The sequence below is a fragment of the Solwaraspora sp. WMMB335 genome (genome assembly GCF_049179075.1).
Lineage (GTDB): Bacteria > Actinomycetota > Actinomycetes > Mycobacteriales > Micromonosporaceae > Micromonospora_E.
Genome location: NZ_JBMHMF010000001.1, coordinates 324,080 through 349,561, shown reverse-complemented (window position 1 = coordinate 349,561; position 25,482 = coordinate 324,080). Strand labels below are relative to the sequence as shown.

Annotated in this window: 24 protein-coding genes; 19 read left to right on the top strand and 5 right to left on the bottom strand. The window is 71.5% G+C overall.

What is annotated here, in order from left to right:
- Nucleotides 1-8: 8 nt before the first annotated feature.
- Nucleotides 9-677 carry a methyltransferase domain-containing protein gene (locus ACN27F_RS01535; RefSeq protein ID WP_421430745.1) on the bottom strand — a complete coding sequence of 223 codons (669 nt, stop codon included), beginning with the start codon at nucleotides 675-677 and terminating at the stop codon, nucleotides 9-11.
- 64 nt (nucleotides 678-741) lie between these two features.
- Between ACN27F_RS01535 and rfbA the strand changes: the two genes are divergently transcribed.
- From rfbA to ACN27F_RS01515, 4 genes are all read left to right on the top strand, one after another.
- A complete protein-coding gene (gene rfbA / locus ACN27F_RS01530; protein WP_421430744.1) occupies nucleotides 742-1,653 on the top strand; it encodes a glucose-1-phosphate thymidylyltransferase RfbA in 912 nt (303 codons plus the stop codon).
- On the top strand, nucleotides 1,650-2,273 hold the full coding sequence (gene rfbC / locus ACN27F_RS01525) for a dTDP-4-dehydrorhamnose 3,5-epimerase (protein WP_421430743.1): 624 nt from the start codon (nucleotides 1,650-1,652) through the stop codon (nucleotides 2,271-2,273). The genes rfbA and rfbC overlap by 4 nt, the downstream gene beginning before the upstream one ends.
- A gap of 118 nt (nucleotides 2,274-2,391) precedes the next feature.
- On the top strand, nucleotides 2,392-3,750 hold the full coding sequence (pafA, locus tag ACN27F_RS01520) for a Pup--protein ligase (RefSeq protein ID WP_421430742.1): 1,359 nt from the start codon (nucleotides 2,392-2,394) through the stop codon (nucleotides 3,748-3,750).
- Nucleotides 3,751-3,769: 19 nt separating this feature from the next.
- Entirely contained in the window at nucleotides 3,770-4,075 is a 306-nt protein-coding gene (locus tag ACN27F_RS01515) for a hypothetical protein (protein WP_421440605.1), read from the top strand.
- A 78-nt stretch (nucleotides 4,076-4,153) separates the two neighbouring features.
- Here the strand turns inward: ACN27F_RS01515 and ACN27F_RS01510 are convergent, their stop codons facing one another.
- Nucleotides 4,154-5,242 carry a DUF3866 family protein gene (locus ACN27F_RS01510; protein ID WP_421430741.1) on the bottom strand — a complete coding sequence of 363 codons (1,089 nt, stop codon included), beginning with the start codon at nucleotides 5,240-5,242 and terminating at the stop codon, nucleotides 4,154-4,156.
- A gap of 116 nt (nucleotides 5,243-5,358) precedes the next feature.
- Between ACN27F_RS01510 and ACN27F_RS01505 the strand changes: the two genes are divergently transcribed.
- The 6 genes from ACN27F_RS01505 to ACN27F_RS01480 all read left to right on the top strand — a co-directional run bounded on the left by ACN27F_RS01505 (nucleotide 5,359) and on the right by ACN27F_RS01480 (nucleotide 10,016).
- Entirely contained in the window at nucleotides 5,359-6,354 is a 996-nt protein-coding gene (locus tag ACN27F_RS01505; protein ID WP_421430740.1) for a helix-turn-helix transcriptional regulator, read from the top strand.
- Nucleotides 6,351-7,361: a helix-turn-helix transcriptional regulator gene (locus ACN27F_RS01500; RefSeq protein ID WP_421430739.1), complete on the top strand. Its 1,011-nt coding sequence runs from the start codon at nucleotides 6,351-6,353 to the stop codon at nucleotides 7,359-7,361. The genes ACN27F_RS01505 and ACN27F_RS01500 overlap by 4 nt, the downstream gene beginning before the upstream one ends.
- Nucleotides 7,362-7,370: 9 nt before the next feature.
- A complete protein-coding gene (locus ACN27F_RS01495) occupies nucleotides 7,371-7,598 on the top strand; it encodes a hypothetical protein (protein ID WP_421430738.1) in 228 nt (75 codons plus the stop codon).
- A 205-nt stretch (nucleotides 7,599-7,803) separates the two neighbouring features.
- On the top strand, nucleotides 7,804-8,103 hold the full coding sequence (gene tatA / locus ACN27F_RS01490) for a Sec-independent protein translocase subunit TatA (RefSeq protein ID WP_421430737.1): 300 nt from the start codon (nucleotides 7,804-7,806) through the stop codon (nucleotides 8,101-8,103).
- A gap of 18 nt (nucleotides 8,104-8,121) precedes the next feature.
- Nucleotides 8,122-9,072, top strand: coding sequence for a twin-arginine translocase subunit TatC (gene tatC / locus ACN27F_RS01485; protein ID WP_421430736.1), 951 nt, complete (start codon nucleotides 8,122-8,124; stop codon nucleotides 9,070-9,072).
- Nucleotides 9,069-10,016: a diacylglycerol kinase family protein gene (locus ACN27F_RS01480; protein WP_421430735.1), complete on the top strand. Its 948-nt coding sequence runs from the start codon at nucleotides 9,069-9,071 to the stop codon at nucleotides 10,014-10,016. The genes tatC and ACN27F_RS01480 overlap by 4 nt, the downstream gene beginning before the upstream one ends.
- Nucleotides 10,017-10,038: 22 nt before the next feature.
- Here ACN27F_RS01480 and ACN27F_RS01475 read toward each other — a convergent pair whose 3' ends face one another.
- A complete protein-coding gene (locus ACN27F_RS01475) occupies nucleotides 10,039-10,794 on the bottom strand; it encodes an HAD family hydrolase (protein WP_421439900.1) in 756 nt (251 codons plus the stop codon).
- 110 nt (nucleotides 10,795-10,904) lie between these two features.
- On the opposite strand from ACN27F_RS01475, the gene ACN27F_RS01470 reads away from it, so the two are divergent.
- Together ACN27F_RS01470 and ACN27F_RS01465 are read left to right on the top strand one after the other, a co-directional pair.
- Entirely contained in the window at nucleotides 10,905-13,712 is a 2,808-nt protein-coding gene (locus ACN27F_RS01470) for a DEAD/DEAH box helicase (protein ID WP_421430734.1), read from the top strand.
- Nucleotides 13,713-13,891: 179 nt separating this feature from the next.
- On the top strand, nucleotides 13,892-14,797 hold the full coding sequence (locus tag ACN27F_RS01465; protein WP_421430733.1) for an MHYT domain-containing protein: 906 nt from the start codon (nucleotides 13,892-13,894) through the stop codon (nucleotides 14,795-14,797).
- On the opposite strand, the gene ACN27F_RS01460 is transcribed toward ACN27F_RS01465, so the two are convergent.
- Nucleotides 14,768-15,769 (bottom strand): 5'-3' exonuclease, encoded by a 1,002-nt coding sequence (locus ACN27F_RS01460; RefSeq protein WP_421439898.1) that lies wholly within the window; start codon nucleotides 15,767-15,769, stop codon nucleotides 14,768-14,770. The genes ACN27F_RS01465 and ACN27F_RS01460 overlap by 30 nt on opposite strands.
- Before the next feature lie 47 nt (nucleotides 15,770-15,816).
- Here ACN27F_RS01460 and ACN27F_RS01455 point away from each other — a divergent pair, with 47 nt between their 5' ends.
- The 4 genes from ACN27F_RS01455 to ACN27F_RS01440 all read left to right on the top strand — a co-directional run bounded on the left by ACN27F_RS01455 (nucleotide 15,817) and on the right by ACN27F_RS01440 (nucleotide 19,063).
- The gene (locus ACN27F_RS01455; protein WP_421430732.1) at nucleotides 15,817-16,947 is read left to right on the top strand and encodes a DUF4037 domain-containing protein; all 1,131 of its coding nucleotides are present in this window, start codon (nucleotides 15,817-15,819) and stop codon (nucleotides 16,945-16,947) included.
- A gap of 83 nt (nucleotides 16,948-17,030) precedes the next feature.
- Complete coding sequence (locus tag ACN27F_RS01450; protein ID WP_421430731.1) at nucleotides 17,031-18,206, top strand: acyl-CoA dehydrogenase family protein; 1,176 nt, start codon at nucleotides 17,031-17,033, stop codon at nucleotides 18,204-18,206.
- A gap of 45 nt (nucleotides 18,207-18,251) precedes the next feature.
- Nucleotides 18,252-18,695 (top strand): Lrp/AsnC family transcriptional regulator, encoded by a 444-nt coding sequence (locus tag ACN27F_RS01445; RefSeq protein ID WP_421430730.1) that lies wholly within the window; start codon nucleotides 18,252-18,254, stop codon nucleotides 18,693-18,695.
- Between the two features lie 173 nt (nucleotides 18,696-18,868).
- Nucleotides 18,869-19,063, top strand: coding sequence for a CsbD family protein (locus ACN27F_RS01440; protein WP_421430729.1), 195 nt, complete (start codon nucleotides 18,869-18,871; stop codon nucleotides 19,061-19,063).
- 101 nt (nucleotides 19,064-19,164) lie between these two features.
- Here the strand turns inward: ACN27F_RS01440 and ACN27F_RS01435 are convergent, their stop codons facing one another.
- Nucleotides 19,165-20,562 (bottom strand): KamA family radical SAM protein, encoded by a 1,398-nt coding sequence (locus tag ACN27F_RS01435; RefSeq protein WP_421430728.1) that lies wholly within the window; start codon nucleotides 20,560-20,562, stop codon nucleotides 19,165-19,167.
- 245 nt (nucleotides 20,563-20,807) lie between these two features.
- Between ACN27F_RS01435 and ACN27F_RS01430 the strand changes: the two genes are divergently transcribed.
- The 3 genes from ACN27F_RS01430 (at nucleotide 20,808) to ACN27F_RS01420 (ending at nucleotide 25,433) form a co-directional block, all read left to right on the top strand.
- Nucleotides 20,808-22,433, top strand: coding sequence for an amidohydrolase (locus ACN27F_RS01430; RefSeq protein ID WP_421430727.1), 1,626 nt, complete (start codon nucleotides 20,808-20,810; stop codon nucleotides 22,431-22,433).
- A gap of 607 nt (nucleotides 22,434-23,040) precedes the next feature.
- Nucleotides 23,041-24,633 (top strand): apolipoprotein N-acyltransferase, encoded by a 1,593-nt coding sequence (gene lnt / locus ACN27F_RS01425; protein ID WP_421439896.1) that lies wholly within the window; start codon nucleotides 23,041-23,043, stop codon nucleotides 24,631-24,633.
- Complete coding sequence (locus ACN27F_RS01420) at nucleotides 24,630-25,433, top strand: polyprenol monophosphomannose synthase (RefSeq protein WP_421430726.1); 804 nt, start codon at nucleotides 24,630-24,632, stop codon at nucleotides 25,431-25,433. Before lnt ends, ACN27F_RS01420 begins: the two co-directional genes overlap by 4 nt.
- Nucleotides 25,434-25,482: the final 49 nt, after the last annotated feature.

The window sequence follows — 25,482 nt, the reverse complement described above, 5'->3', positions numbered from 1 at the left end:
GGCAGAGTCTACGCGACCGGCGGACCGGCCGATGCCGGACTGTCGGTTGTCCGCCCCAAGGTGAACAGGATGTTCTCCCGCCACGGCGGCACAGGCCGGTGCCTGGTGACGCCGAATTGCGGCAGTTGTTCGTGCAGCAGGGCGAGTAGCTGGGCCTCGGTCAGGAAATCCACCTCGCGGTCCCCGGTGACGTAGCGGTCGGCCCAGTACGCCAGCCGGCCGGCCACCGGCCGGTCCCGGGCCCACTCCTTGACCAGCAACAGGCCGTCGACCGCCGTCAGGCCCGCCGCGTGCCGCAGCAGCGCCGGACGCTCGGTGGCACGAACATGGTGCAGCACGTCGACGACGACCACCAGGTCGAACGGGTCCGGCTGCTGCGCGACCAGCGCTGCGGTGTCCTGACAGCGAAACTGCGCCCGGGCCGGGTCGCCCCGGTAGAGCCGGCCGGCGGTGGGTGCCGGATCGATGCCGAGGTACTCGGCTGCCGGGTAGACCGTGGTCAGCCGTTGGGCCAATGCCCCGTCGCCGCAGCCGATCTCCAGAATTCGCTTGGGATCGCTCAGACCGGCGATCTGGCGGCCGAGTCGATCGAGGCTGATGAACAACGCCCGGTACAACTCGGCAGCTGGAATTTCCAACCGGCCCAGCCGGTGTCGGACGATGGTGCCGAACCCCACGAACGTCTCCTCCAGGGACGCCCGTCGGTGACCGCCGCGCGGCCGCGACCGGTAGGCTCCCGGCGTGCGTGGAATTCTTCTCGCCGGGGGCACCGGATCCCGGCTCTGGCCGATCACCCGGGCGGTGTCGAAGCAGCTGATGCCGATTTTCGACAAACCAATGGTGTATTACCCGCTGTCCACCCTGATTATGTCGGGCATCCGGGAAATCCTGGTCATCACCACGCCGGAGGATCAGCCGCAGTTCGAACGGCTGCTCGGTGACGGATCACAGTTGGGGTTACGGTTGGCCTACCGCGCACAGCCACGGCCCGAAGGCATCGCACAGGCATTCGTGCTGGGCGCCGACTTCATCGGCGATCAGCCGGTGGCGTTGATCCTCGGGGACAACATTTTCCACGGCGTCGGGCTGGGCCGGCAGTTGTCCAACCACGGCGGGCTCGTCGGTGGACTCATCTTCGCCTATCCCGTGGCGAACCCACAGGCCTATGGTGTCGTCGATTTCGACGCCGACGGTCGGGTGCTGTCCATCGAGGAGAAGCCGTCGCGTCCCCGCTCGCGGTACGCGGTGCCCGGACTCTACTTCTACGACAACCGGGTGGTCGAGATCGCCGCCGGACTCACGCCGAGCGCTCGCGGCGAATTGGAGATCACCGCGGTCAACGAGGCGTACCGTCAGGCGGGAGAGCTGTCGGTGACGGTGCTGGACCGAGGGACCGCCTGGCTGGATACCGGCACCTTCGCCTCGATGATGCAGGCGGCGGACTTCGTCCGGGTGATCGAGGAACGGCAGGGGATGAAGATCGGCTGTGTCGAGGAGGTCGCCTGGCGGGCCGGTCTGATCGACGATGAGCAGTTGCGCAGGCTCGCTGAGCCGTTGACCAAGAGCGGCTACGGAGACTACCTGCTGGGTCTGCTCGCCGAGCAGCAGGACAGCCGGCTGACCAGTGTCGTCCTCGGGGAGGGGGCCCGATGAAGATCCGGGAATTGGAGATCGCGGGCGCGTGGGAGATCACTCCACAGCAGCACGGTGATCCGCGTGGGATGTTCATGGAGTGGTACCGCTTCGACCAGCTCGCCGCAGCGGTCGGCCATCCGTTGCGCCTGGCACAGAGCAATCTGTCGGTGTCGGCCCGTGGTGTGGTCCGCGGCATCCACTTCGCGGACGTACCGCCCGGTCAGGCCAAGTACGTGACGTGTGTGCGCGGGGCGGTCGTCGACGTGGTCGTGGACCTGCGGCTGCACTCGCCGACCTTCGGCCGATGGGCGTCGGTCCGCCTCGATGACGTCGACCGACGGGCGGTCTACCTCAGCGAAGGGCTCGGTCACGGCTTCTGCGCGATGACCGACGATGCGACGCTGGCCTACCTCTGCTCGACGACGTACAATCCGACCGCCGAACACGGCGTGCATCCGCTCGATCCCGAGATCGGCGTCGAGTGGCCGGTGCCGACGCCGCAGCTGTCGGCCCGCGACGACGCCGCGCCCACCCTGGCCCAGGCCCGGGCCGACGGGCTGTTGCCGGACTACCGGCAATGCCGGGAGTTCGTCGACCGGCTCGACGCCGGCGAATCGCCCTACCCCCCGCTGGACTGACGCCCGCCGGGATCCGCCCAGCCGAACCGTCGGGCGAGCCGGTCGGATGAACGGATCCCGGGCACGACAGGTCGCCCGAGACTGACCACGGAGGCCTCCGGGCGGCTAATGTCTGGTCATGGAACGGCGAATCTTCGGGCTCGAAACCGAGTACGGTGTCACCTGCACCTACCGCGGCCAGCGACGGCTGTCGCCGGACGAGGTGGCGCGCTACCTGTTCCGCCGGGTTGTCTCCTGGGGGCGGTCCAGCAACGTCTTTCTGCGTAACGGCGCGCGGCTCTACCTCGACGTCGGCTCGCACCCCGAGTACGCCACCCCCGAGTGCGACTCGGTGACCGACCTGGTGGCGCACGACCGGGCCGGCGAACGCATCCTGGAGGGCCTGCTCGTCGACGCCGAGAAGCGACTGCACGACGAGGGCATCGCGGGGGAGATCTACCTGTTCAAGAACAACACCGACTCGGCCGGCAACTCGTACGGCTGCCACGAGAACTACCTCGTCTCCCGGCACGGCGAGTTCGGCCGGCTGGCCGACGTGCTGATCCCGTTCCTGGTCACCCGCCAGCTGATCTGCGGGGCGGGCAAGGTGCTGCAGACCCCGCGGGGCGCGGTCTACTGCCTGTCGCAGCGGGCGGAGCACATCTGGGAAGGGGTCTCGTCGGCGACCACCCGGTCCCGGCCGATCATCAACACCCGCGACGAGCCGCACGCCGACGCCGAACGCTACCGGCGGCTGCACGTCATCGTCGGCGATTCGAACATGAACGAGGTGACCACCCTGCTGAAGGTCGGCTCCGCCGACATCGTGCTGCGGATGATCGAGGCCGGGGTGGTGATGCGGGACCTGTCGCTGGAGAACCCGATCCGGGCGATCCGCGAGGTGTCGCACGACATCACCGGCCGACGCAAGATCCGGCTCGCCTCGAACAAGGAGATCAGCGCGCTGGAGATCCAGCAGGAGTACCTCGCCCGGGCCACCGAGTTCGTCGAGCGCCGCGGCGGTGACCAGACCGCGAAGCGGGTGGTCGAGCTGTGGGGCCGGGTGTTGCGTGCCGTGGAGACCGGCGACCTGGAGCCGGTGGCCAGGGAGATCGACTGGGTGACCAAGCTCCGGCTGATCGAGCGCTATCAACGCAAGCACGACCTGCCGCTGTCGCATCCCCGGATCGCGCAGATGGATCTCGCCTATCACGACCTGCGCCGGGGCCGGGGCCTGTACGCGTTGATGGAGCGCCGTGGCCAGGTGGACCGGATCGCCACCGACCTGGAGATCTTCGAAGCCAAGGAGACTCCGCCGCAGACCACCCGGGCCCGGTTGCGTGGCGAGTTCATCCGGCACGCGCAGGAGAAGCGACGCGACTTCACCGTCGACTGGGTGCACCTCAAGCTCAACGACCAGGCCCAGCGCACCGTGCTGTGCAAGGACCCGTTCCGGGCCTACGACGAGCGGGTGGAACGGCTGATCGCGAGCATGTGACGGTAGGCTCGACGGCATCATGGCTGACTCGACCGGTCGCGAGCCGCACCCTACCGGGCCGCTGCCCGCCGGGGCGGACGTCGACCCACCCACCGGCCCGCGGCACCCGCCGGTGGCCCGGCCCGGCGCACCGGCGCAGGCCGCCGACGGGCCGCCGTGGAGCCCGTTCCCGCGCCAGCAGACCTGGCTGCAGCGGCGCCGGGACAAGATCGCGGCCGAGATCGCCCGCAACCGCCGGGGCGAGTACACCGTCCCCACCTGGGTGCTGGCGCTCGCCCTCGGCCTCATCATCGCGGCCTGGGCGTTCTTGATCGTCATCAGCTGACGGCGCCGGTCGCGACGGCGCCCCGACGGCGTCGTGGCGACCGACGCCGTCGGGGCGTCCGTCCGACCGCTCGCGTGGCTACCCGGCCAGCGCGGCGCCGTGTCGTCCGGCGGCGGCGTTGGTGAGAAAGTACGTGTGGTCGGCGTCCAGGTCGCGGCCCATGCTGGACAGCGGCACCGGGCTCGCCCGCAGCGCCGCGTCGAGACCGTCGACCGGCACCGTCACCCGGCGGTGGTGTCCGTCCGGCATGGTCAGCGGGGCCAGCGCCGCGTCGACGTCCGCGGCCAGGCCGGCCGGCAGGCCGTGCGGTACGACCAGGTCCGCGGCGGCGAGTGCGACCCGACCGTACGCGGTCACGCTGTGGTGGGACAGACCCTGGTGGCGTGCTCGGGGATCGGCCGCGGAGACGCGCAACGCCCCGACGGCGCGGCCGCCGAGCACCGCGGTCGCGTTGACCGCCTCGCCGACTCCGACACCGGAGAAACCCCACCGGGTGCCGGCCCCCGAGTTGCCCGGACCCTGCGTGACGACGACCAGATCGGCCCCGAGCACGTGCCGGGCGGCCAGCAGACCGGTGTGCGTGGTGGTCGCCTCCAGATCGCCGCCGAAGCACTGCCCGACGGTGACCGTGCCGGCCAGGACGCCGGACAGGCCGGCCAGTGTCCGGGAGAAGCCCGCCGGCAGGGCGCCGCCATCGGTCATGACGTACGCGATCCGCAGCCGTGGCCGGTCGGCGAGCGCGCCGGCCACGATCGCCGGCAGGGCGGAGTGCAGGTCGGCGGTGACCACCGGCATCCCGGCCAGGTCGTCGGCGTCGGCCAGCACCGGTCGGTGCGGCGAGGCCTCCTCGTCGACGCCGAGCACGACCGCCTGCAACGGGGTGTACCGGGCTTTCACCAGGTGGCCGCCGTCGCGGCCGTGCCCACCGGGCGGGTCCGCCGGCAGCCGGTCGGGTATCGCCACCACCAGGGCGAATCCACCGGTCCCCAGACCCATCAGCAGCGCCGTCACGTTCAGCAGCACCCGGTCACCGGGTTCGGGCTCACCGACCAGGTGCGGATAGGCCAGCGCCCGCATCGGCTGGCCGTCGACGACGGTGTCCAACTCGACGGCGCCGTTCCAGCGCCGCCGCAGTGCGGTGACCGTACCGCTGCGCCATCGCACCATGCCGGCACGCTATCCGGCGTCGGCGGGTCGGCAACGGGCGGGTCGGCGTCGGCGCGGCGACGCCAGGGCGGGTGCCGTGTCACACCGGCGCGGCGCGACACTGCTAGCGTCGTGGCGTGTCCCGCAACCGGACCGAACGCCTGGTCAATCTCGTGATCTGCCTGCTGTCGACGCGGCGGTTCCTCACCGCCGCGCAGATCGCCGCGACCGTACCCGGATACGAACACGATCCCAGTGATCCCCGCGACCACGAAGCCTTTCAGCGCAAGTTCGAGCGTGACAAGGCTGAACTGCGCGAACTCGGCGTACCGCTGGAAACCGGTACCGCCAGCGCGTTCGACAGCGAGCCCGGTTACCGGATCGCGCGGCGCGAGTACGCGCTGCCCGACATCCCGCTGGAGCCGGCCGAAGCCGCCGCGGTCGGTATCGCCGCCCGGCTCTGGCAGCACGCCGGGCTCGCCGCCGCCGCCTCGTCCGGCCTGGCCAAGCTGCGCGCGGCCGGCGTCGACGTCGATCCGCACGCGACCCTCGGGGTACAACCGCTGGTCACCGTCGACCCGGCGTTCGCGGCGCTGACCTCGGCGGCCCGCGAGCGACGGCCGGTGACCTTCGACTACCGCGCGCCGGCCAGCGACACGCCGGTCCAGCGCCGGCTGCAGCCCTGGGGTGTGGTCTGCTGGCGTGGCCGGTGGTACGTCGTCGGGCACGACCAGGACCGGCAGGCGACCCGCTGCTTCCGGCTCTCGCGGGTGGTCGGCCCGGTCCGGCGCGCCGGGCGGCCCGGCAGCTACGCGCCACCGGCGGACGTCGACCTGTTCAGTCACGTCGCCACGGGCTCCGGCGTGAGCGAGCCGACCGGCCAGGCCACGGTCCTGGCCCGGGCGGGCCGAGCCGCCGGGTTGCGCCGGACCGCCGAGTCCTGCCACGCCACCGTCGACGGCGACCGGCTCACGTTGCGCTACGCCGAACCCGACGCGTTCGCCGCGTACCTGGCCGGCTACGGTTCCGACGTGCGCGTGCTGGACCCGCCGGAACTGCGCGAACTGGTGATCCAGCGGCTCAAGGAGATCGCCGCCGCCCATGAGGCGGTGTCGCCGGGGGTGCAAGCGTGACCGTCCCCCGAGCATCCACCGGACGCACCTCCGCCGACCGGCTGTCCCGGTTGCTCAACCTGGTGCCGTACCTGCTCGCCCGGCCCGGGGTGGAGATCGCGCAGGTGGCCGCGGACCTCGGCACCGCCCCCCGCCAGTTGCGCGAGGATCTTGAGCTGCTGTGGATGTGCGGGCTGCCTGGCTATGGGCCGGGCGATCTGATCGACATGGCGTTCGACGGCGACCGGGTCACGATCACCTACGACGCGGGTATCAACCGACCGCTGCGCCTCACCCCGGACGAGGCACTGGCGTTGGTGGTGGCGTTGCGGATGCTCGCCGAGACACCCGGGCTGGCCCGCCGGGACGTGGTCGAGCGTGCCCTGGCGAAGATCGAAAACGCCGCCGGTGAGCTCGCGGGCGCACCGGTGGCGGTGCGGCTCGTCGGCGACGCGGGACGACTGGATCAGCTGCAGACGGCGGTGCGTGGCGGGCGGGCGGCGCGGATCACCTACTACACCGCGACCCGCGACGAGACCACCGAGCGGGTGGTCGATCCGATCCAGGTGTTGATGATCGGCGGCCGTGGCTATCTGGAGGCCTGGTGCCGGCGGGCCGAGGCGGTCCGACTGTTCCGGGCCGACCGGATCGACGACTTCGTCGTTCTCGACGAGCCGGCCGCGGTACCGGCGCAGGCGGCGCGGCCGGAACCCCGCGACGCCGCCTTCCAAGCCACCCCGGACCTGCCGCTGGTCACCTTGCGGGTGGGACGCGGGGGCCGGTGGATCACCGAGTACTACCCGTGTGAGCAGGTCAGCACGGAACCGACCGGCGACTGGCTGGTGACCATGCGGGTCACCGACCTGGCCTGGGCCCGCCGGTTCGTGCTCGGCCTCGGCGCGGACGCCGCCGTGGTCGCCCCGGCCGAACTGGTCGGCCAGGTCCACGCGGCGGCGGCCGCCGCCCTGCAGGCGTACGCCGTGCCGCCGGGTGCCGCGTCACCGGCGGACCGGTCCGGGGCCGGCTAGTCTGCTCTGGTGCTGACCTGGATCATCATCGCTGTCCTGTTGTCCGCGCTGGCGGCGCTCGCCCTGGCGGTCCGTACGGTGCTGGTGCGGCTGCCGGCGCTGCGTCGGGCGGTGCTGGCCCTGCACCGCCGGCAGGTCGAGGCGGACCGGCTGGTCGTCCAGGCGCAGCGGCTGCAAGCCGGCGTGGAGCGGTTGGAACGGAGCCTGACCGTGGCCCGAGCGGACCGGTCCGGCTGACTTGCCGGCCAGCATCGGCCTGGTCTGTTCGGCCAAGGCGCCGTGGCGGGCATCCGCTGCTGGGGCCCAGTGGTTGACGGGCCAGTTGATCGTGGTTGAGACTTCACCGGCCAGGCCAGAATGACGAGGTCCGGCAGGTGGCGCAGCCAGCGAACGCACGTACGATGGGCAGGTCACCACCCGACGCACCGACTGGAGCTATGCCATGCATGCCCTGCGACCGTGGCACATCGCCGTCCTCGTGGTCGTGCTGATCCTGCTCTTCGGCGCCAAGCGGCTGCCGGACGCGGCGCGGTCGTTGGGCCGCTCCCTGCGGATCATCAAGGCCGAGACCAAGAGCCTCGCCGACGACGACAAGGACCTCGCCGAGAAGGCCGACGCCCAGCACGGCCGTCAGCCGTACCAGGCGGAGCCGGTCATCGAGCCGTCGAGCGTGCACCAGCCCGGCTACCAGCCGCCGGCCGCGCCGGCCGACCAGCCGCAGCGCGTCCGCGACACCAACTGACCCGGAAGGTCGCCTGACGTGGGCTTCGCCCTGCGCCGGCGCGGTCCGAGCAAGTTCGACCGTGCCGCCGACGGCTCGATGACCCTGATCGAGCATTTCCGCGAACTGCGGACCCGGTTGTTCCGGGCGTCCCTGGCGGTCGTGGCCGGGATCACACTGGGTTTCTGGCTGGCCGATCCGGTGCGTGCCCTGCTGCAGCAGCCGTACTGCAACCTGCCGACGTCGATCGGCCCGGACGGTCAGTGCACCTTCGTGCAGCTCGGTCCGGCCGACGTCTTCCTGCTCAACCTGAAGATCGCGCTGTGGGTCGGGCTGATCGCCGCCGCGCCGGTCTGGCTGTACCAGCTCTGGGCGTTCATCGCGCCGGGACTGCACCGGCACGAACGCCGCTACGCCTACATCTTCACGGCGATCGCCGCACCACTGTTCGCCGCCGGTGCGGTGCTGGCGTACTTCGTGGTGCAAAAGGGCCTCGAGTTCCTGATGAACTTCGCCGGCGACGACATCAACACCACGCTCGAGGTCACCCGGTACATCTCCTTCGTCACCAACCTGATCCTGCTGTTCGGGGTCGCCTTCGAGTTCCCGCTCGTCGTGCTGATGCTCAACTTCGTCGGCATCACCAGCGCGAAACGGCTGCTCAGCTGGTGGCGGGTGGCGGTGTTCATCTTCTTCGCGTTCGCCGCCCTGGTCACCCCGACCCCGGATCCGTTCGGGATGAGCGCCCTCGCGTTGTGCCTGTCCGCGCTGTACTTCGCCGCGGTCGGGGTGGCCTACCTCAACGACCGGCGCCGCGGCCGGGGCAAGGAGGTCTACGCGGGGCTCGACGACGACGAGGCGTCGCCGCTGGACGACGACCCGCAGCCGGTCGGGGCGGTCGAGCAGGTGGACGCGGTCGACCCGATCGTGCCCGCCCAGCCGGTGCCGCAGCCGCTGCCGATCGAGCGTCGCTACGACGACATGACGTGACCGGCTCCGCCGGTCCGGGCGCCGATCTGGCCGGCGCCGTGGCGGTGCTGGCCAACCCTACCGCCGGGCACGGCCGGCGTATCGGTGTGCTGCCCACGGTCCGGGACCTGCTGGCGACGACCGGGCTACCGGTGCGTCTGCTCACCGCGGCCAGTGCCGACGAGGCGCTGGCCGCCTGCCGCCGCGCAGCCGCGGCCGGTGCCGCCGCCCTGGTCACCGTCGGCGGTGACGGCACCGTCCAGCTGGCGCTGCAGGCACTGGCCGGCACCGGTATCCCGCTGGGACCGATTCCTGCGGGTACCGGCAACGACTTCGCCGCCGGGACCGGCTTGCCGGCCGATCCGATCGCTGCAACCCGGGTGATCGCGCAGGCCCTGCGGGATCACCGCAGCCGGCCGGTCGACCTGGCCCGGGTGCGTACACCGACCGGTGCCCACCGGTGGTTCGGCGCGGTGCTGGCCGCCGGATTCGACGCGATCGTCAACGAGCGGGCGAACCGGCTGCGGTGGCCGTCCGGGCCACGCCGCTACGACCTGGCCATCCTGATCGAGCTGGCCCGGTTACGTCCCCACCGTTACCACATCGGGCTCGACGGCGACCGCTACGACGTCGACGCCGTACTGGTCGCCGTCGGCAACTGCGCCAGTTACGGCGGCGGGATGCGGATCTGTCCGGCCGCCGATCCCACCGACGGCCTGCTGGACGTGGTGGTGGTCGGCCCAATCGGGCGCGGCACCCTGATCCGGATGAAACCGCGGGTGTACCGGGGCAGTCACGTACACCATCCGATGGTGCGTACCTACCGGGCCCGCGAGGTCGTCATCGACACCGTCGCCGCACCCGGCCGAAGGACCGGGATCATCGGGTACGCCGACGGTGAGCGGCTCGGTCCGCTGCCGCTGACGGTGACCGCCGTACCGGGGGCGCTGCGCCTGCTGCGTTGACGCCGGGCGGTGCCCGGGTGTCTCAGCCGGGCGGTTGTCCGGCGGCCAGGTCGAGCACGGCGGCGAGACCGTTGGCCCGCCCGGGATCCGCCGCCGGCAGCACCAGCGTGGCGCAACCGGCCCGGACCGCTCCCGCGTCGGCCGGGGTGTCGCCGACCATCAACACCCGTTGCGGGTCGACCCGCAACATGCCGCAGGCACGCAGGAAGATCGCCGGGTCCGGCTTGCAGCGGCCGACTTCGTACGACAACGCCCAGGCGTCGACCAGATCGGTGAAGCCCCAGGCGGCGAAGTGCGGCCGGATGTCGAAACCGATGTTGCTGACCACGGCGACCGGTACCCCGGCCGAGCGCAGCCGGCGCAGCGTGGCGGCGGTGTCGGCGTACGGCAGCCAGCCGTCCGGGTCGAGCAGCCGTTCGTAGAGCGCTTCGGCCAGCCCGTCCACCCCGCTGTCGACGGTGGCCGCCAACCCGGTGTACGCCGCCCGGTGCGCCGGTGGGTACAGGTCACGGTCGGCCCAGACCTCGGCCAGGTGCGGCGGCACCCGCGTGGGCAGTGGGCCGCCCGCGCGACCGGCGGTCAGCAGTCGGTCGGCGAGGATGGTCGCCCGCCCCCGGTCCAGGGCGACGCCGCAGGCTGCGGCACCCTGGACGACCCACCGGATCGGGTCCTCCACCTGGGCGAGAGTGCCGTGAAAGTCGAACAGGACGGCCTCCACGGGCCGGCGGCGCGACCGGTCGGAGCCGGCGTGCGCAGGTCCGGAAGGCACGTCGGGCAGGGGTGGTTCGGGATGCTCCGGCACGCATGCACCCTATCGAGCCCTCCGTGGCGGTCCGGCGTGTGCCCTGGCCGGGACGGTGGCAGCCGTCGGGGATTAATCTTGCGGGTATGTCGAGCCCCGCCGAGCGGTACGCCGCAGCGCGCCGCCGGGCCGCGTACGCCGCCGCCTATCCCGCGCTCGGGGAGTTCACCCTCGATCTCAATTTCGACCTTGACGAGTTCCAGCGCGACGCCTGCCAGGCGTTGGAGCGCGGCAGTGGGGTGCTGGTCTGCGCGCCGACCGGGGCGGGCAAGACGGTGGTCGGCGAGTTCGCGGTGCATCTGGCGCTGCGTGGCCCGGGTGTCCCTGCCGACGGTGGTGCCCTGGCCGCCGACGCCGGCCCGGTACGCAAGTGTTTCTACACCACGCCGATCAAGGCACTGTCCAACCAGAAGTACCACGATCTGGTGCAGCGCTACGGTGCCGGCCGGGTGGGGCTGTTGACCGGTGACAACGCGATCAACGGGGACGCGCCGGTGGTGGTGATGACCACCGAGGTGCTGCGCAACATGCTCTACGCCGGCTCGGCGACCCTGAACGGGCTCGCCTATGTGGTGATGGACGAGGTGCACTACCTGGCCGACCGGTTCCGCGGCGCGGTCTGGGAGGAGGTGATCATCCATCTACCTCCGTCGGTCACCCTGGTGTCGCTGTCCGCGACCGTGTCCAACGCCGAAGAGTTCGCCGACTGGCTGGTCACCGTACGTGGCCGGACCGAGGTGGTGGTCAGCGAGCACCGCCCGGTGCCGCTGTGGCAGCACATGCTTCTCGGGCGGCGGATGTTCGACCTGTTCCACGACGCGGACGCGGCCCGCAAGCATGACGTGCACCCGGAACTGCTGCGCTACAACCGCGAGATGCTGCGCCGGCTGGAGCTGGGCGACGGCCGTACCCACGGACCGGGCTGGGGCCGCTCCGGCGGTCGCGGCCCGCGCTGGCGTCCGCCGGCCCGGGCCGACGTCGTCGAGCGGCTCGACCGGGAAGGCCTGCTGCCGGCGATCGTGTTCGTGTTCAGCCGGGCCGGTTGCGACGCGGCGGTCGCCCAGTGCCTGGCCGCCGGGTTGCGGCTGACCACCCCCGAGGAGCGGGCCGAGATCCGCCGGGTGGTGGAGTCACGGCTGGCCAGCCTGCCCGGTGAGGACCTGTCGGTGCTCGGCTACTGGGGGTGGCTCGACGGACTGGAACGAGGGCTGGCGGCACACCACGCGGGGATGCTGCCGGCGTTCAAGGAGGTCGTGGAGGACCTGTTCGTCCGTGGGCTGATCAAGGCGGTGTTCGCCACCGAGACCCTCGCGCTGGGGATCAACATGCCGGCCCGCTGCGTGGTGCTGGAACGGCTGGTCAAGTTCAACGGCGAAGCCCACGTCGACCTGACCCCGGGGGAGTACACCCAGCTGACCGGCCGGGCCGGGCGGCGCGGTATCGACGTCGAGGGCCACGCGGTGGTGGTGTGGTCGCCGGATGTCGACCCACGGCACGTGGCCGGGTTGGCGTCCACCCGCACCTATCCGCTGCGGTCCAGCTTCCGCCCGTCGTACAACATGGCGGTCAACCTGGTCGGCACGGTGGGATCGGCCGCCGCCCGCGAGTTGCTGGAGTCGTCGTTCGCTCAGTTCCAGGCCGACCGTTCGGTGGTCGGCCTGGCCCGGCAGGTGCAGCGCAACACCGAGACCATGCAGGCGTACGCCGTCGAGGTGCGCTGCCATCTGGGCGACTTCGACGAGTACTTCGGCCTGCGGGTGGCGATCGCCGACCGGGAGCGGGAGGTCGCCCGCCAGGGGCAGCACCAGCGTCGGGCCGCCGCGGTGGACTCGCTGGAACGTCTGCGGGTCGGTGACGTCATCCGGGTGCCCTCAGGCCGCCGGGCCGGGCTCGCCGTGGTGCTGGACCCCGGTTCGGCAGGGTTCGGTGAGCCACGTCCACTGGTGCTCACCCAGGACCGGTGGGCCGGCCGGGTGGCGGCCGGGGACTTCACCCAGCCGGCCGAGGTGCTCACCAGGATCCGGGTGCCGAAGCACTTCAATCACCGGTCGCCGGCGGCGCGTCGTGACCTGGCCGCTGCCGTGGCCGGCACCGGGCTGGACCGGCACGGCAGCCGCAAACGCTCCCGGGTGCGCGGCCACGGCGAGGACGACCGGATCGGGCAGTTGCGGGCCGAGCTGCGTCGGCATCCCTGCCACGGCTGTCCGGACCGCGAGGAGCACGCCAGATGGGCGGAGCGGCGGCGACGGTTGAGCCGCGACACCGACGAGTTGCGCTCCCGGGTCGCCGGCCGTACCGGCTCGCTGACCCGTACCTTCGACCGGGTCTGCGCGCTGCTCACCGCGCGCGGCTACCTGACCGGGGACGGTACGGTCACCGACGCGGGCCGGCTGCTGTCCCGCATCTGGACCGAGGCCGACCTGCTGGTCGCCGAGTGCCTGCGGCGAGGGGTCTGGGACGGATTGGAGCCGGCGGAGTTGGCCGCCGCGGTCTCGGTGGTGGTGTACGAGGCGCGCCGCGACGTCGACGAGCGGGCCGCGACACCGCGCGGGCCGGTCGCCGATGCGGTCGACGCGACCGTCGCGATCTGGGCGCAACTGGAGGCCGACGAGGCGGCGGCCGGCCTGGAATCGACCCGGGAGCCGGACCTGGGCTTCGTGTGGCCGATCTACCGCTGGGTCCGGGGTGAGCCGCTGGCGAAGGTGCTGGCCAGCGGCGACGCGTTGGACGGCGAGATGCCGGCCGGCGACTTCGTCCGGTGGGCCCGGCAGGTGGCGGACATGCTGGGCCAGCTCGCCCAGGCGCGGGGCGCCGCACCGCAGCTGGCCCGTGCGGCGGCGCAGGCGGTGACCGCGATGCAGCGTGGCGTGCTGGCCTATCAGGTCGCGGGGTGACCGTCCGGTAGATGCGGTATCACGTCAGGTGATGGTGGGCGACCGGTGTAGCGGACGCCACATCACGATGTAGACACGGCTCGTCGAAACAACCGTTCGTTCGCTTGCGAACGCCCTTTTCCCTGCTCACGATCGTTGGCGGGGACGTACCGACCTAGGTTGGGCCGGAAAGGGCGGACATGGCAGAGATCCATCATTTCGAGTACGGATTCATCACGCCGACATTGAGTTATGCACTGTCAGTGCTGGGTTCCTTCCTCGGACTGATCTGTGCGGTACGGGTCCGGGAGTCGCCCACGCCGGGCCGGCGGACGTGGTGGCTGGTGCTCGCCGCCTTCGCCATCGGCGGCACCGCGATCTGGACCATGCACTTCATGGCGATGCTCGGCTTCGGGGTGGTCGGTACGCAGATCCGCTATGACACCGCCGTCACCACCGCCAGCGCGTTGATCGCCATCGTCTCGGTCGGCATCGGCCTGTTCCTCGTCGGCATCGGCCGGCCGTCACTGGTGAAGATCCTGACCGGCGGGATGATCACCGGCCTGGGCGTCGCGGCGATGCACTACACCGGCATGGCCGCGATGCGGCTCAACGGGGACATCGACTACGACCCGGTTCCGGTGACCCTGTCGGTGATCATCGCGGTGGTCGCGGCGACGGTGGCGTTGTGGCTGGCGGTCACCGTGCGCCGGCCGCTGGTGATGACCGGAGCGGCGCTGCTGATGGGGGTAGCGGTCAACGGCATGCACTTCACCGGAATGACCGCGATGTCGGTCCACCTGCACGAGCCGACCGGGTCGCTGAGCGGGGCGAGCGCGGCGACCCTGCTGGTGCCGATCGGTGTCGCGGTGCTGCTGGTGGTGATCGGCCTGGTATATGCCGTGCTGTCGGCACCCACCGAGGAGGACCGGGCGGCGGCGGCCTACCTCGACGCGCGGATCGCCGAGCGACTCGCCGCGCCCGCGCCGGCACCGGCGCGGTCCACCGGGTTCACCCCGCTGCGCAGCGGATCGACACCGGGTGGCGGTGGCGACCGCGGTACGTCGTCGGGCGGCTCAGGCGGGTTCAACGGATTCAACGCCTGAGCCGGTACCGGTGGCGGTACCGCCACCGGACCCGGCCATCGCGTCCACCACCCGACGGCACGGCCCGGCCAGGTTCCACCGCTCGGCGAGTGCCATCAGCTGGTGGGGGTCGGCCGGTGCCGCCGGCAACCCGGCGGGCCGCGCGGTCAGCGTGACGTCGCGGGCCACGCGGACCACGGTCGGCGCGACCGCCAGGTAGTCGCGGGCGGCGGCGAGCTTGGCGCGCAGCCCGGGAGCGAATCCGGCCTGCGGATCGTCGAGCGCGGCGACCACCGCGGCGAGGTCGCCGTGGCGGTCCAACAGGCGCGCCGCGGTCTTGGCCCCGACCCCGGGCACCCCGGGCAGCCCGTCGCTGGGATCGCCACGCAGCGCCGCGAAGTCGGCGTACGCGGCCGCCGGCACGCCGAACTTCTCCCTGACCGCCGCCTCGTCGCAGTCCTGCAGCTTGGCCACGCCCTGGCCGACATAGAGCAGCCGAACGCCCCGGGCATCGTCGACCAACTGGAACAGATCCCGGTCACCGGAGACCACCTCGACGGGCGCCGGTTCGTGGGTGGCCAGGGTGCCCAGCACGTCGTCGGCCTCGTAGCCGTCGGCCCCGACCGCCGGGACGCCGAGCGCGGCCAGCACCTGGCAGATCACCGGCACCTGCGGCGCGAGGGTGTCCGGCACCACCTCACCGCCGGCGGGTGCCACCCGGTGCGCCTTGTACGACGGCAGCAGCGCGACCCGCCAGGCCGGCCGCCAGTCGTGGTCGAACGCGCAGATCACCCGGTCGGGCCGGCGTCGGCTGATCAGCGTGGCGAGCATGTCGAGGAAGCCGCGTACGGCGTTGACCGGCTCGCCGTCGCGGGTGCGCGCGGCCGACTCGGGCACCCCGAAGTAGGCGCGGAAGTACAGGCTGGGAGCGTCGATCGCCAGCAGGGGGTGTCGTCGGGTCACGTGCTTGAGCCTCGCACAAGCCGGTGACATCGGGTCGGGACGCACCGGGTGATCAGGCGGTGCGGCAGTCTGCCGTCATGAGCTTCCTGCCCGGTCTGGAGCTGAGCCGACGGTTTCACCGTGAGGTGGTGGCACCGGCGCTGGCCGCGGGGTTTCCCCGGCTGCGGTACGCGGCGGCCCGGATGGACACCGGCTCGGAGCTGTTCGGGTTCGACACGCCACGCTCCCGGGACCACGACTGGGGTCCCCGGGTGCAGATCTTCCTGGACACCGCGGACCGGGCGATGGCCGTACGGGTGCTGGAGTGCGTGGACCGGGCGTTGCCGCCGACCTTCCTGGGCTGTCCGACACGGTTCGCCCCGGACGCGTACCGCAGCCTGGGCGTGCCCGCCCCGGACGGTGCCCGGCACGGCGTGACCGTCGCCGAGTTGGGAACCTGGTGCCGTCAGCGGCTCGGGTTCGATCCCCGTCACGGGGTGGGCCGGCTGGACTGGCTGGCGACCCCTACGCAGCGTCTCGCCGAGTTCACCGGTGGCGACGTCTTCCACGACGATCTGCCGCGACCGGCGGCCACCGCCGGCGGCGTGTTGCGGATGGTGCGCGACCGGCTGGCCTGGTACCCCGACGACGTCTGGCGGTACGTGCTGGCCGCGCAGTGGTCGCGGATCGGTGGAGAGGAGCCGCTGGTGGGCCGCTGCGGGGAGGTCGGCGACGAGATCGGCGGCGCGGTCGTCACCGCCCGGCTGGTGCGGGACCTGATGCGGTTGGCGTTGCTGCTGCACCGGCGCTATCCGCCGTACGGCAAGTGGCTGGGTACGGCGTTCGGGCGGCTGCCGCAGGTCGCCCCGCTGCGCGCGGCGTTGGCGGCGGCGGCCACCGCGACCGGCTGGCGGCAGCGCCAGCACCAGTTGTGCCAGGCGTACGAGTCGCTGGCGGCGCAGACGAACCGGACCGGCCTGGCGGAACCGGCCGAACCGTCGGTTCGGCCGTTCTTCGACCGGCCGTTCCTGGTGCTCGACGCGGGCCGGTTCGCCGCCGTGCTGCGCGGCGCGATCACCGATCCGGCCATCGGCCGCCTGCCGCCGGTCGGTGCGGTGGATCAGGTGTTCGACCACACCGGTCTGCTCACCGACGTGGTCCGTACCCGCGCGGCGGTGGCCGCCGCGTTGGCGATATCGCCGACGCCAGCGGTACCAAACGAACGTTAAGCTTGCGCTGTGTCCGGGTGACACCGCTGGCGGCCACCGTCGCCGGCGCCCAGTCCGCTCACCACCCACGGAGCGCGCCAGCCATGACCGTCGAGCGAATCCTGCCCACGCCCGAGGCATACGACCTGATCGAACTGACCACCGAACTCGCCGACCGTGAGCTTGCCGACCGGGCGGCGCAGTTCGAGGCCCGTGGGGAGTTCCCACGGCAGGTGCTGCGCACGGTCGGCCGCGCCGGGCTGCTGGGCCTGCCGTTCGCCGAGGCCGACGGCGGTGGTGGCCAGCCGTACGAGGTGTATCTGCAGGTCCTGGAGGTGTTGGCCAGCCGGTGGTTGGCGGTGGCCGAGGCGGTCAGCGTCCACACGCTGTCCTGCTACCCGGTGGCCGAGTACGGCAGCGACCGCCAGCGCAAGATGCTGCCGGAGATGCTCGGCGGTGAGATGCTGGGCGCGTACTGCCTGAGCGAGCCGGCGGGCGGATCGGACGCGGCCGCGTTGACCACCCGGGCGGTCGCCGACGGCGACGAGTTCGTGGTGTCCGGGACCAAGGCCTGGATCACCCACGCCGCGGTCGCGGACTTCTACAACGTGTTCTGCCGTACCGGCGGACCGGGCCCGAAGGGCATCTCCTGTCTGCTGGTCGCGGCGGGCACCGCTGGCGTCCACCCGCAGCCACCGGAGCGGACCATGGGGCTACGCTCGTCACCGGTCGCCGAGGTGGTGTTCGACGCGGCCCGGGTGAGCGCCGATCAGCTGGTCGGCACGGCCGGTGCCGGGTTCGGCATCGCCATGTCTGCGCTGTCGGCGGGGCGGTTGGGGATCGCCGCCTGCGCGGTCGGGCTGGCCCAGGCGGCGCTCGACCACGCGGTCGGCTACGCCCGGGAGCGTACCCAGTTCGGCCAGCGGATCATCGACCTGCAGGGAGTGGGCTTCCTGCTGGCGGACATGGCCACCCAGGTGTCCGCGGCGCGGGCGATGACGCTGGCCGCCGCCCGGCTGCGCGACGCCGGCCGGCGATACACCACGGAGGCGGCCAAGGCCAAGTTGTTCGCCACCGATGTGGCGATGCGGGTCACCGTCGACGCGGTCCAGGTGCTCGGCGGGTACGGGTACGTGACCGACCACCCGGTGGAGCGGTACCTGCGGGAGGCCAAGGTCCTGCAGATCGTGGAGGGGACGAACCAGATCCAGCGGGTGGTGATCTCCCGCGCGCTGGCCCGTGACCATGCCGGTGACCGGGCTCGTGACCGGTCGGTGTGACCACTCGGTCGCGGCGACCGTGTCCCCGGCGGTAGGTTTCTCGCCGTGGAAGAGACCGATCGGGCTATCGTCGCGGCGTTGACCAGTGACGGCCGGGTGTCGTACACCGACTTGGCCGAGCGGGTCGGGTTGTCGGTGTCCGCCGTGCACCAGCGGGTGCGCCGACTGGAGCAACGTGGCGTCGTGAAGGGTTACACGGCCCGGGTCTCGTTCGAGGCGGTCGGCCTGCCGCTGAGCGCGTTCGTGGCGATCCGGCCGCTGGATCCGTCCCAGCCCGACGACGCCCCGGACCGGCTGGCCCACCTGGCCGAGATCGACTCCTGCTATTCGGTCGCGGGGGAGGATTTCTACCTCCTGCTGGTCCGCGTGGCCAGCCCGGCCGATCTGGAGCGTCTGCTGCAGAGCATCCGTACGGCGGCCAACGTCACCACCCGGACGACGGTGGTGCTGTCCACCCCGTACGAGTCACGGCAGCCGAAACTGTCCTGAATCGGCGATATCCGGTCTGATCTTCAACCACACATCCCAGCATCCTAGGACGCATTACCGGAAGTATCCGACCCCACCCGAAGACACCATGGTTTGCCGTCTCGACGACCGGGCATCCAACCCGCAGGGGTTGACAGCGCCCGCCCGGCAACGAGCCAGAAGGAGTGATCGCCATGGGTATGAGCGAGAAGGCGCGCAACAAGGCCGAGGAGATCAAGGGCCAGGCCAAGGAGCGGTACGGCGCGGCGACCGACAACGACCAGCTCCGCGCCGAGGGCGCGCAGGAGGCTGGCCGCGCCCGTACCAAGCAGGCCGGCGAGCACGCCAAGGACACCGGACGCAACATGAAGGATGCGTTCAACAGCTGACGAACCAACTGTCGTCGGGGCCCCACCGTGCGGTGGGGCCCCGACGACAGTGCGGCAGTCTGCGACCGGCTGCGTCAGTCGGTGGCTGACGCAGTGGCGGTTCAGTCGACGGCGGCGGCGCCCCGTTGCTTGCGCCACCACTTCTGCCCGCTGTCGGGCAGGGTGTCGATCGGGTCGTAGTAGGCGTACCTGCGGTCGAGCGCGGTGTCCTCGCTGCCGTCCAGCGAGGTGCGGTAGTTTTTCGTCCAGTAGGAGATGCCGTGTTCTCGGTCGTACTCGGTGGGCATGTGCACCCAGCGTTTCCCGACGAAGGGCACGTCGCAGACGATGCGGGGGGTGGCGTATCCGGGCAGGTAGCCCATGATGTCGTGCTGGAGCTGCTGCGCGGCCCACACCGGCACCCGCCAGTGCTCGGCGTTGGGGATCATGTCGCACAGGTAGAAGTAGTAGGGCAGGATGCCGGCTTCGCCCTGCAGGGCGAAGCAGAGATCCAGTAGGGCGTTGGCGTCGGTGTTGACGCCGCGCATGAGTACCCCTTGGTTGCGTACGTCGCGTACACCTGCGTCGAGGGCTGTCTGGGCCGCCCGGGCGACCAGTGGGGTGACTGACTGGGCGTGGTTGACGTGGGTGTGGATGGCCAGGTTGACGCCGCGGCGGGCGGCGGTACGGGCCACTCGTTCGAGGCCGGCGACGACGTCGGGTTGCAGCCAGTGCTGGGGCAGGCCCATGAGTGCCTTGGTGGCGAGCCGGACGTCGCGGACGGAGTCGATCTCCAGCAGCCGTTCGAGGTAGTTCTCCAGGTGCCGCCAGGGCAGGTTGGCCACGTCGCCGCCGGAGACGACGACGTCGCGTACGCCGGGGTGGGCACGCAGGTAGTCGAGGTGGGCGTCGAAGCGGTCGGTCGGCCGACCGGCGAGCCGCAGCTTGTCGACGGTGGGTGTCGAGTTGCCGACCAGGTCCATCCGGGTGCAGTGGCCGCAGTACTGGGGGCAGGTGGCGAGCAGCTCGGCCAGCACTTTGGTGGGGTACCGGTGGGTGAGTCCTTCGGCGACCCACATGTCGTGTTCGTGGAGCGAGTCGCGGACGGCGTACGGGTGTGACGGCCAGGCGTGGTGCCGGTCGGAGGCAAGCGGCAGCATGTACCGCCGGATCGGGTCGGCGCGCAGGCCGTCGGTGTCGGGTGTCGCGTCCGGCACCATAGTGTTGATCATCTGGGGAGTGACCAGCATCGACATCGTGGCGTGCCGGGCCTGGTCGGTGGTCAGGTCGGTGTAGAAGCCGTCGTCGGCCAGGTCTCCGAGTACGGTGCGCAGCTGCGTGGCGGACTTGACGCAGTGGGCCCGTTGCCACTGGGCGGACTCCCATTGGGCCCGGGTGACGTCCCGCCAGCCGGGGAACCGGGTCCAGTCGGGCTCGCTGAGGGGCCGGCGGCGGTATTCGTAGGGCTGTGTGGGTGCGTCGACGGCCGGGTTGGTGTCCGCCGGGATGGGTTGCGGCATCGGGGGTCCTCCGGGGCCGGTCACCGGTGACCGGCGACCAGGGTTGCTGAGCACTGCGTACTGGATAATTTCTTGTAGAACCACCATTCTGCCGCAAGTTTTCCTGTCATGTCAGATGGTGGAGGGTGTTTTCGTGCAGGCGACGGATTCATACCAGGGCGTGCGGGGATGGCGCTGGAGTTGTCCGGCGCCGAGCCCGGGGTACGGGGGTTGTCCGCCTCGTGACTGACGGCAGACTGAACGCCATGACGACTGGTGTGGAGTCCATGGCCGGGTTGCCGTCGGTGTTGTACCGGGGTGGCCGGTTGTACTGTCCGGCGGAGCCGTCGGCGACGGCGTTGCTGGTACGCGCAGGCGAGATCGCCTGGGTGGGGACGGATGCCGACGCGCCGGTGGCGGATGTGTCGGTTGACCTGGCTGGTGCGTTGGTGACCCCGGCGTTCGTGGACGCTCACGTGCATGCGACGGACACGGGGCTGGCGCTGTCCGGTCTGGAACTGTCCGGGGTACGTTCGGCCGGGGAACTGCTGGACCGGGTCGCCGGGTTCGCCGCTGGTCTGCCGGCGGACGCGGTCGTGTTGGGGCACGGCTGGGACGAGTCGACGTGGCCGCAGCCGGTACCGCCGGACGCCGGCCAGTTGGCAGCCGCCGCCGGGGGGCGTCGGGTGTACCTGTCGCAGGCGTCGATCCATTCGGCGTTGGTGTCGGCGCCGTTGCTGGCGTCGGCACCGCCGACGCTGCGGGCCTCGGCCGGGGTGCTTGGCTGGGTGTGCGAGGAGGGGCACCACGCGGTACGGGCGGTGGCGTTCGGCTCGTTGGGCGCGGCGCAGCGACGTTCGGCGCAGCGGGTGGCGTTGTCGGCGGCGGCCCGGTTGGGCATCGCGGCGGTGCATGAGTGCGGGGGACCGCAGACGTCGTCGGAGGAGGATTTCACCGGGGTGCTGGGGTTGTCGGGGGACGGATTGCCGCTGGTGTTCGGTTACTGGGGTGAGTTGATGGGGGCGGCGCGGGCGCGGGAGCTGGGTGCGGTTGCCGCTGGGGGTGATCTGTACGCGGACGGGGCGTTGGGTTCGCGTACGGCGTTCGTGTCGCAGCCGTACGCCGACGGCACCGGCTGCGGGAGCCGGTTTCTGGACGCGGAGCAGGTGGCGGCGCATCTGGTGGATTGCGCGCAGCGAGGGATGCAGGGCGGGTTCCACGCGATCGGGGATGCGGCGGTGGCGGCGGTGGCGGAGGGGTTCGCGGTGGCGGCGCGGCGGGTGGGGGTGGATCGGCTGCGGGCGGGTCGGCATCGGGTGGAGCACGTGGAGTTGGTCGACCGGCGGGTGATCGGTGCGTTCGTGGAGTACGGGGTGGTGGCGAGCGTGCAGCCGGCGTTCGACCGGTTGTGGGGTGGGCGGCGGCAGATGTACGCGGCCCGGTTGGGGGTGGCGCGAGCGTTGGCGTCGAATCCGTTCGCGGCGTTGCACGGGGTGGGGGTGCCGTTGGCGTTCGGGTCGGATTCGCCGGTGACGCCGCTGGATCCGTGGGGTGCGGTGCGGGCGGCGGTGTCGCATTTCAACCCTGCGTCGCGGTTGGGGGTGCGGTCGGCCTTCGCGGCGCATACCCGGGGTGGTTGGCGGGCGTTGGCGCCGGGTGTGGCGCGGACGTCACAGGAGGGGGTGTTGGCGCCGGGTGCGTCTGCGACGTTCGCGGTGTGGGCGTGTCCGGCCGGGGTGTCGGGGGATGGTTTGCCGGTTCTGGTGGCCGACGATCCGCAGGTGCGTGGTCCGGCGGATCCGACGCCGTTGCCGCGGTGTCTGCGTACGGTGTTGCGGGGGCGGGAGATTTTCGTGGCGGCCGGGCTGGACGCCGCGGTAGGTGCGGACTGAGCGGGGGTTGGGCTGGTTCTGCGGTGAGGGATTCGGACACGCCGGCGGACACGCCGGCGGACACGCCGGTCGGCGGGTTCGATGGTCCCGGCCGGGGTTGACAGCGGTGGGGGTCGGCCGCGTACCGTCTTTGAGTCCTTCCACGCTGAAGCGGCTGTTGTTCGCTTCGTTTCTTTGTCCGCTGGCCGAGCGACGGATGTGTCGCCAGTGCGGTTGCCACGTGTTCGCCACGGGTGGTCCGCTTCGGCCAGGTCCAGTGGGCGAAGGTCGGCGAGGCGGCGCGGACCGGCCGCGTCTTCCGATGTGGGTGGGCGGTCGTGTGGGGCCAGTAGACAACGGCCTGCCGGGGGCAGCCAGCTCCCGGTTGGTCGGTCCGAAGGTCATCGCGCGGGTTGTCTCGCCGCATCGGCGGGGGAGGGGCCTGGGAGCGCGGGGCGCGGCCGATCGGCCGCGCCCCGATTTCGCTTTCCGGGCCACCCCGGCGGCGGGTCGGCCCGGGGCCCGCTGTCTCCGGTTTTCGCTGTCGGTGGGAGGTTGCCGGTAGCCTTCGTCGGACAGATTGGTGGCTGCCCCGGTGGCGGCTCGGCGGGTGGGACTCGACGTGGCGATGGTGGATGCGGCCGTTGCGCCGGTGCGGTCGGGGCCAGTGGCGGCCGGCGGTGGGGGTGCCCTGCCGTTGGGGTGGGCGTTGGTGAGCGCGGCGCTCGCCGGGTTGGCGTTGTTGGGTTCGTTTCCGCCGTACGGCCGGTGGTGGTTGGCGCCGGTGGGGGTGGCGGCGTTGGCGGTGGCGGTGCACCGGCGTCGGATGCGGGCCGGGGCGGGGTTGGGTTTCGTGGCCGGTGTGGTGTTCTTCGCCCCGTTGTTGAGTTGGACGAATCTGCATACGGGCAATGTGCCGTGGGTGTTGCTGTCCGGTTTGCAGGCTGCCTATGTGGCATTGCTGGGAGCGTTGGCGGCGTTTGTGTCGCCGGTGGTGGACCGGTCGCGGCCGGTGGTATGGCCGGTGGTGGCCGGGTTGTTGTGGGTGGGGCAGGAGGCGCTGCGGGGGCGGACCCCGTTCGGCGGGTTTCCGTGGGGGCGGTTGGCGTTCAGTCAGGGGGATTCTCCGGCGTTGGCGGTGGCGGCTGTCGGTGGGGCGCCGTTGGTGACGTTCGTGGTGGCGGCTGTCGGTGGGGCGGTGGCGGCGGCGGTGTGGCGGCGGTGGCGGTGGGGGCGGTCGTTGGTGGCGGCGGCCGGGCTGTTGGCCGTGGGGGTGGTGGTGCCGACGGGGGGCGACTCGGCGGCGTCGCGGCGGGTGACGGTGGCGATCGTGCAGGGCAATGTGCCGCGGATGGGGTTGGACTTCAACGCGCAGCGGCGGGCTGTGCTGGACAACCATGTGGCGGGTACGTTGCGGTTGGCGCGGCAGGTGGCGGCGGGCGAGGTGGCCGCGCCGGATCTGGTGGTGTGGCCGGAGAACGCCAGTGATGTCGATCCGTTGCGTGACGGGCAGGCGCGGGCGCGGATCGACGAGGCGGCGGCGGCGGTCGGGGTACCGATCCTGGTGGGAGCGTTGCTGCATGGGCCGCAGCCGGGCGAGGTACGGAATGTGAGCCTGGTGTGGCGTCCGGGCACGGGCCCGGACACGGATCAGGTGTACGTCAAGCGGCATCCGGTGCCGTTCGCCGAGTACGTGCCGTTGCGGCGGGTGGCGCGGCTGGTGAGCAGGGAGGTCGACCGGGTGCGGGCCGATTTCGTGGCTGGTTCCGGTCCAGGTGTGCTGCGGGTGGGTCCGGTGCTGGTGAGCGGTGTGATCTGTTTCGAGGTGGCGTACGACGGCTTGGTGCGTGACACCGTCACGGGCGGTGCGCAGGTGTTGGCGGTGCAGACGAACAATGCGACGTTCAACTCCGCTGAGGCGGGGCAGCAGTTGGCAATGGTGCGGGTCCGGGCGGTGGAACACGGCCGGGACGCGTTGATGGCCTCAACCGTTGGCATATCGGCTTTCGTCGATCAGAATGGGCGGGTGTCGCAGCCTACGCAGTTCAATACCGCTGCGGTCGTGGTGCGTGAGATGGACGCTGAGACGACGCGTACCCTTGCGACTCAGTTGGGTATCTGGCCCGAGATGGTGCTGGTGGGTTTCGCCGGTGCTGTCGTGGCTGTCGCGCTGTGGCTGCGGCGGCGGCGGGCGGTAGGCCAAGATGCGGAGGCACGGTGAGCGAGGCGGCGGTGGGCGGCGGCCCGGACGGCTACCCGGGTGTCGGTCGGGTGCTGGTGGTGATCCCGACCTACAACGAGGCGGACAACGTGCGGTCTATCACCGGACGGGTGCGCGAGGCGGCGCCGCAGGTCGACGTGTTGATCGCCGACGACAACTCACCGGACGGTACGGGTGCGCTGGCCGATGATCTGGCCAGTGCCGACGAGCAGGTGCATGTGTTGCACCGGCCGGGCAAGCAGGGCCTGGGCGCGGCGTACGTGGCAGGCTTCGGTTGGGCCCGTGAGCGCGGCTACGACGCGGTGGTGGAGATGGACGCCGACGGCTCGCACGCCCCTGAGCAGTTGCCACTGCTGCTGGACGCCGCGCGCCGCGCTGATGTGGTGATCGGCTCGCGCTGGGTGCCTGGTGGGGAGGTGCTGAACTGGCCGCGGCGGCGTTGGGTGCTCTCCCAGGGCGCGAACCTGTACACACGGTTGGCGTTGGGGATGCCGGTCCGTGATGCGACCGGCGGTTATCGGGTGTACCGGATTCCGGTACTCGACAAGATCGACTACGCGGGTGTGTCGTCACAGGGCTACTCGTTCCAGGTCGAGCTCACCTGGCGGGCGTACCGGGAGGGCTTCCGCATCGTCGAGGTGCCGATCACCTTCGCCGAGCGTGAGCAAGGGGCGAGCAAGATGAGCGCGTCCGTGGTCCGCGAGGCGCTCTGGCGGGTGACGGTGTGGGGACTGCGGGCCCGCCGCGCCGGCCTGAGCGCCGACCGGCAACGCGACACGTCTGCGGCGCGCTGGCCCTGACCGTACGGCGTGTCATGCTGGAGACGTGACGGCACGGCCACGTTCGCGG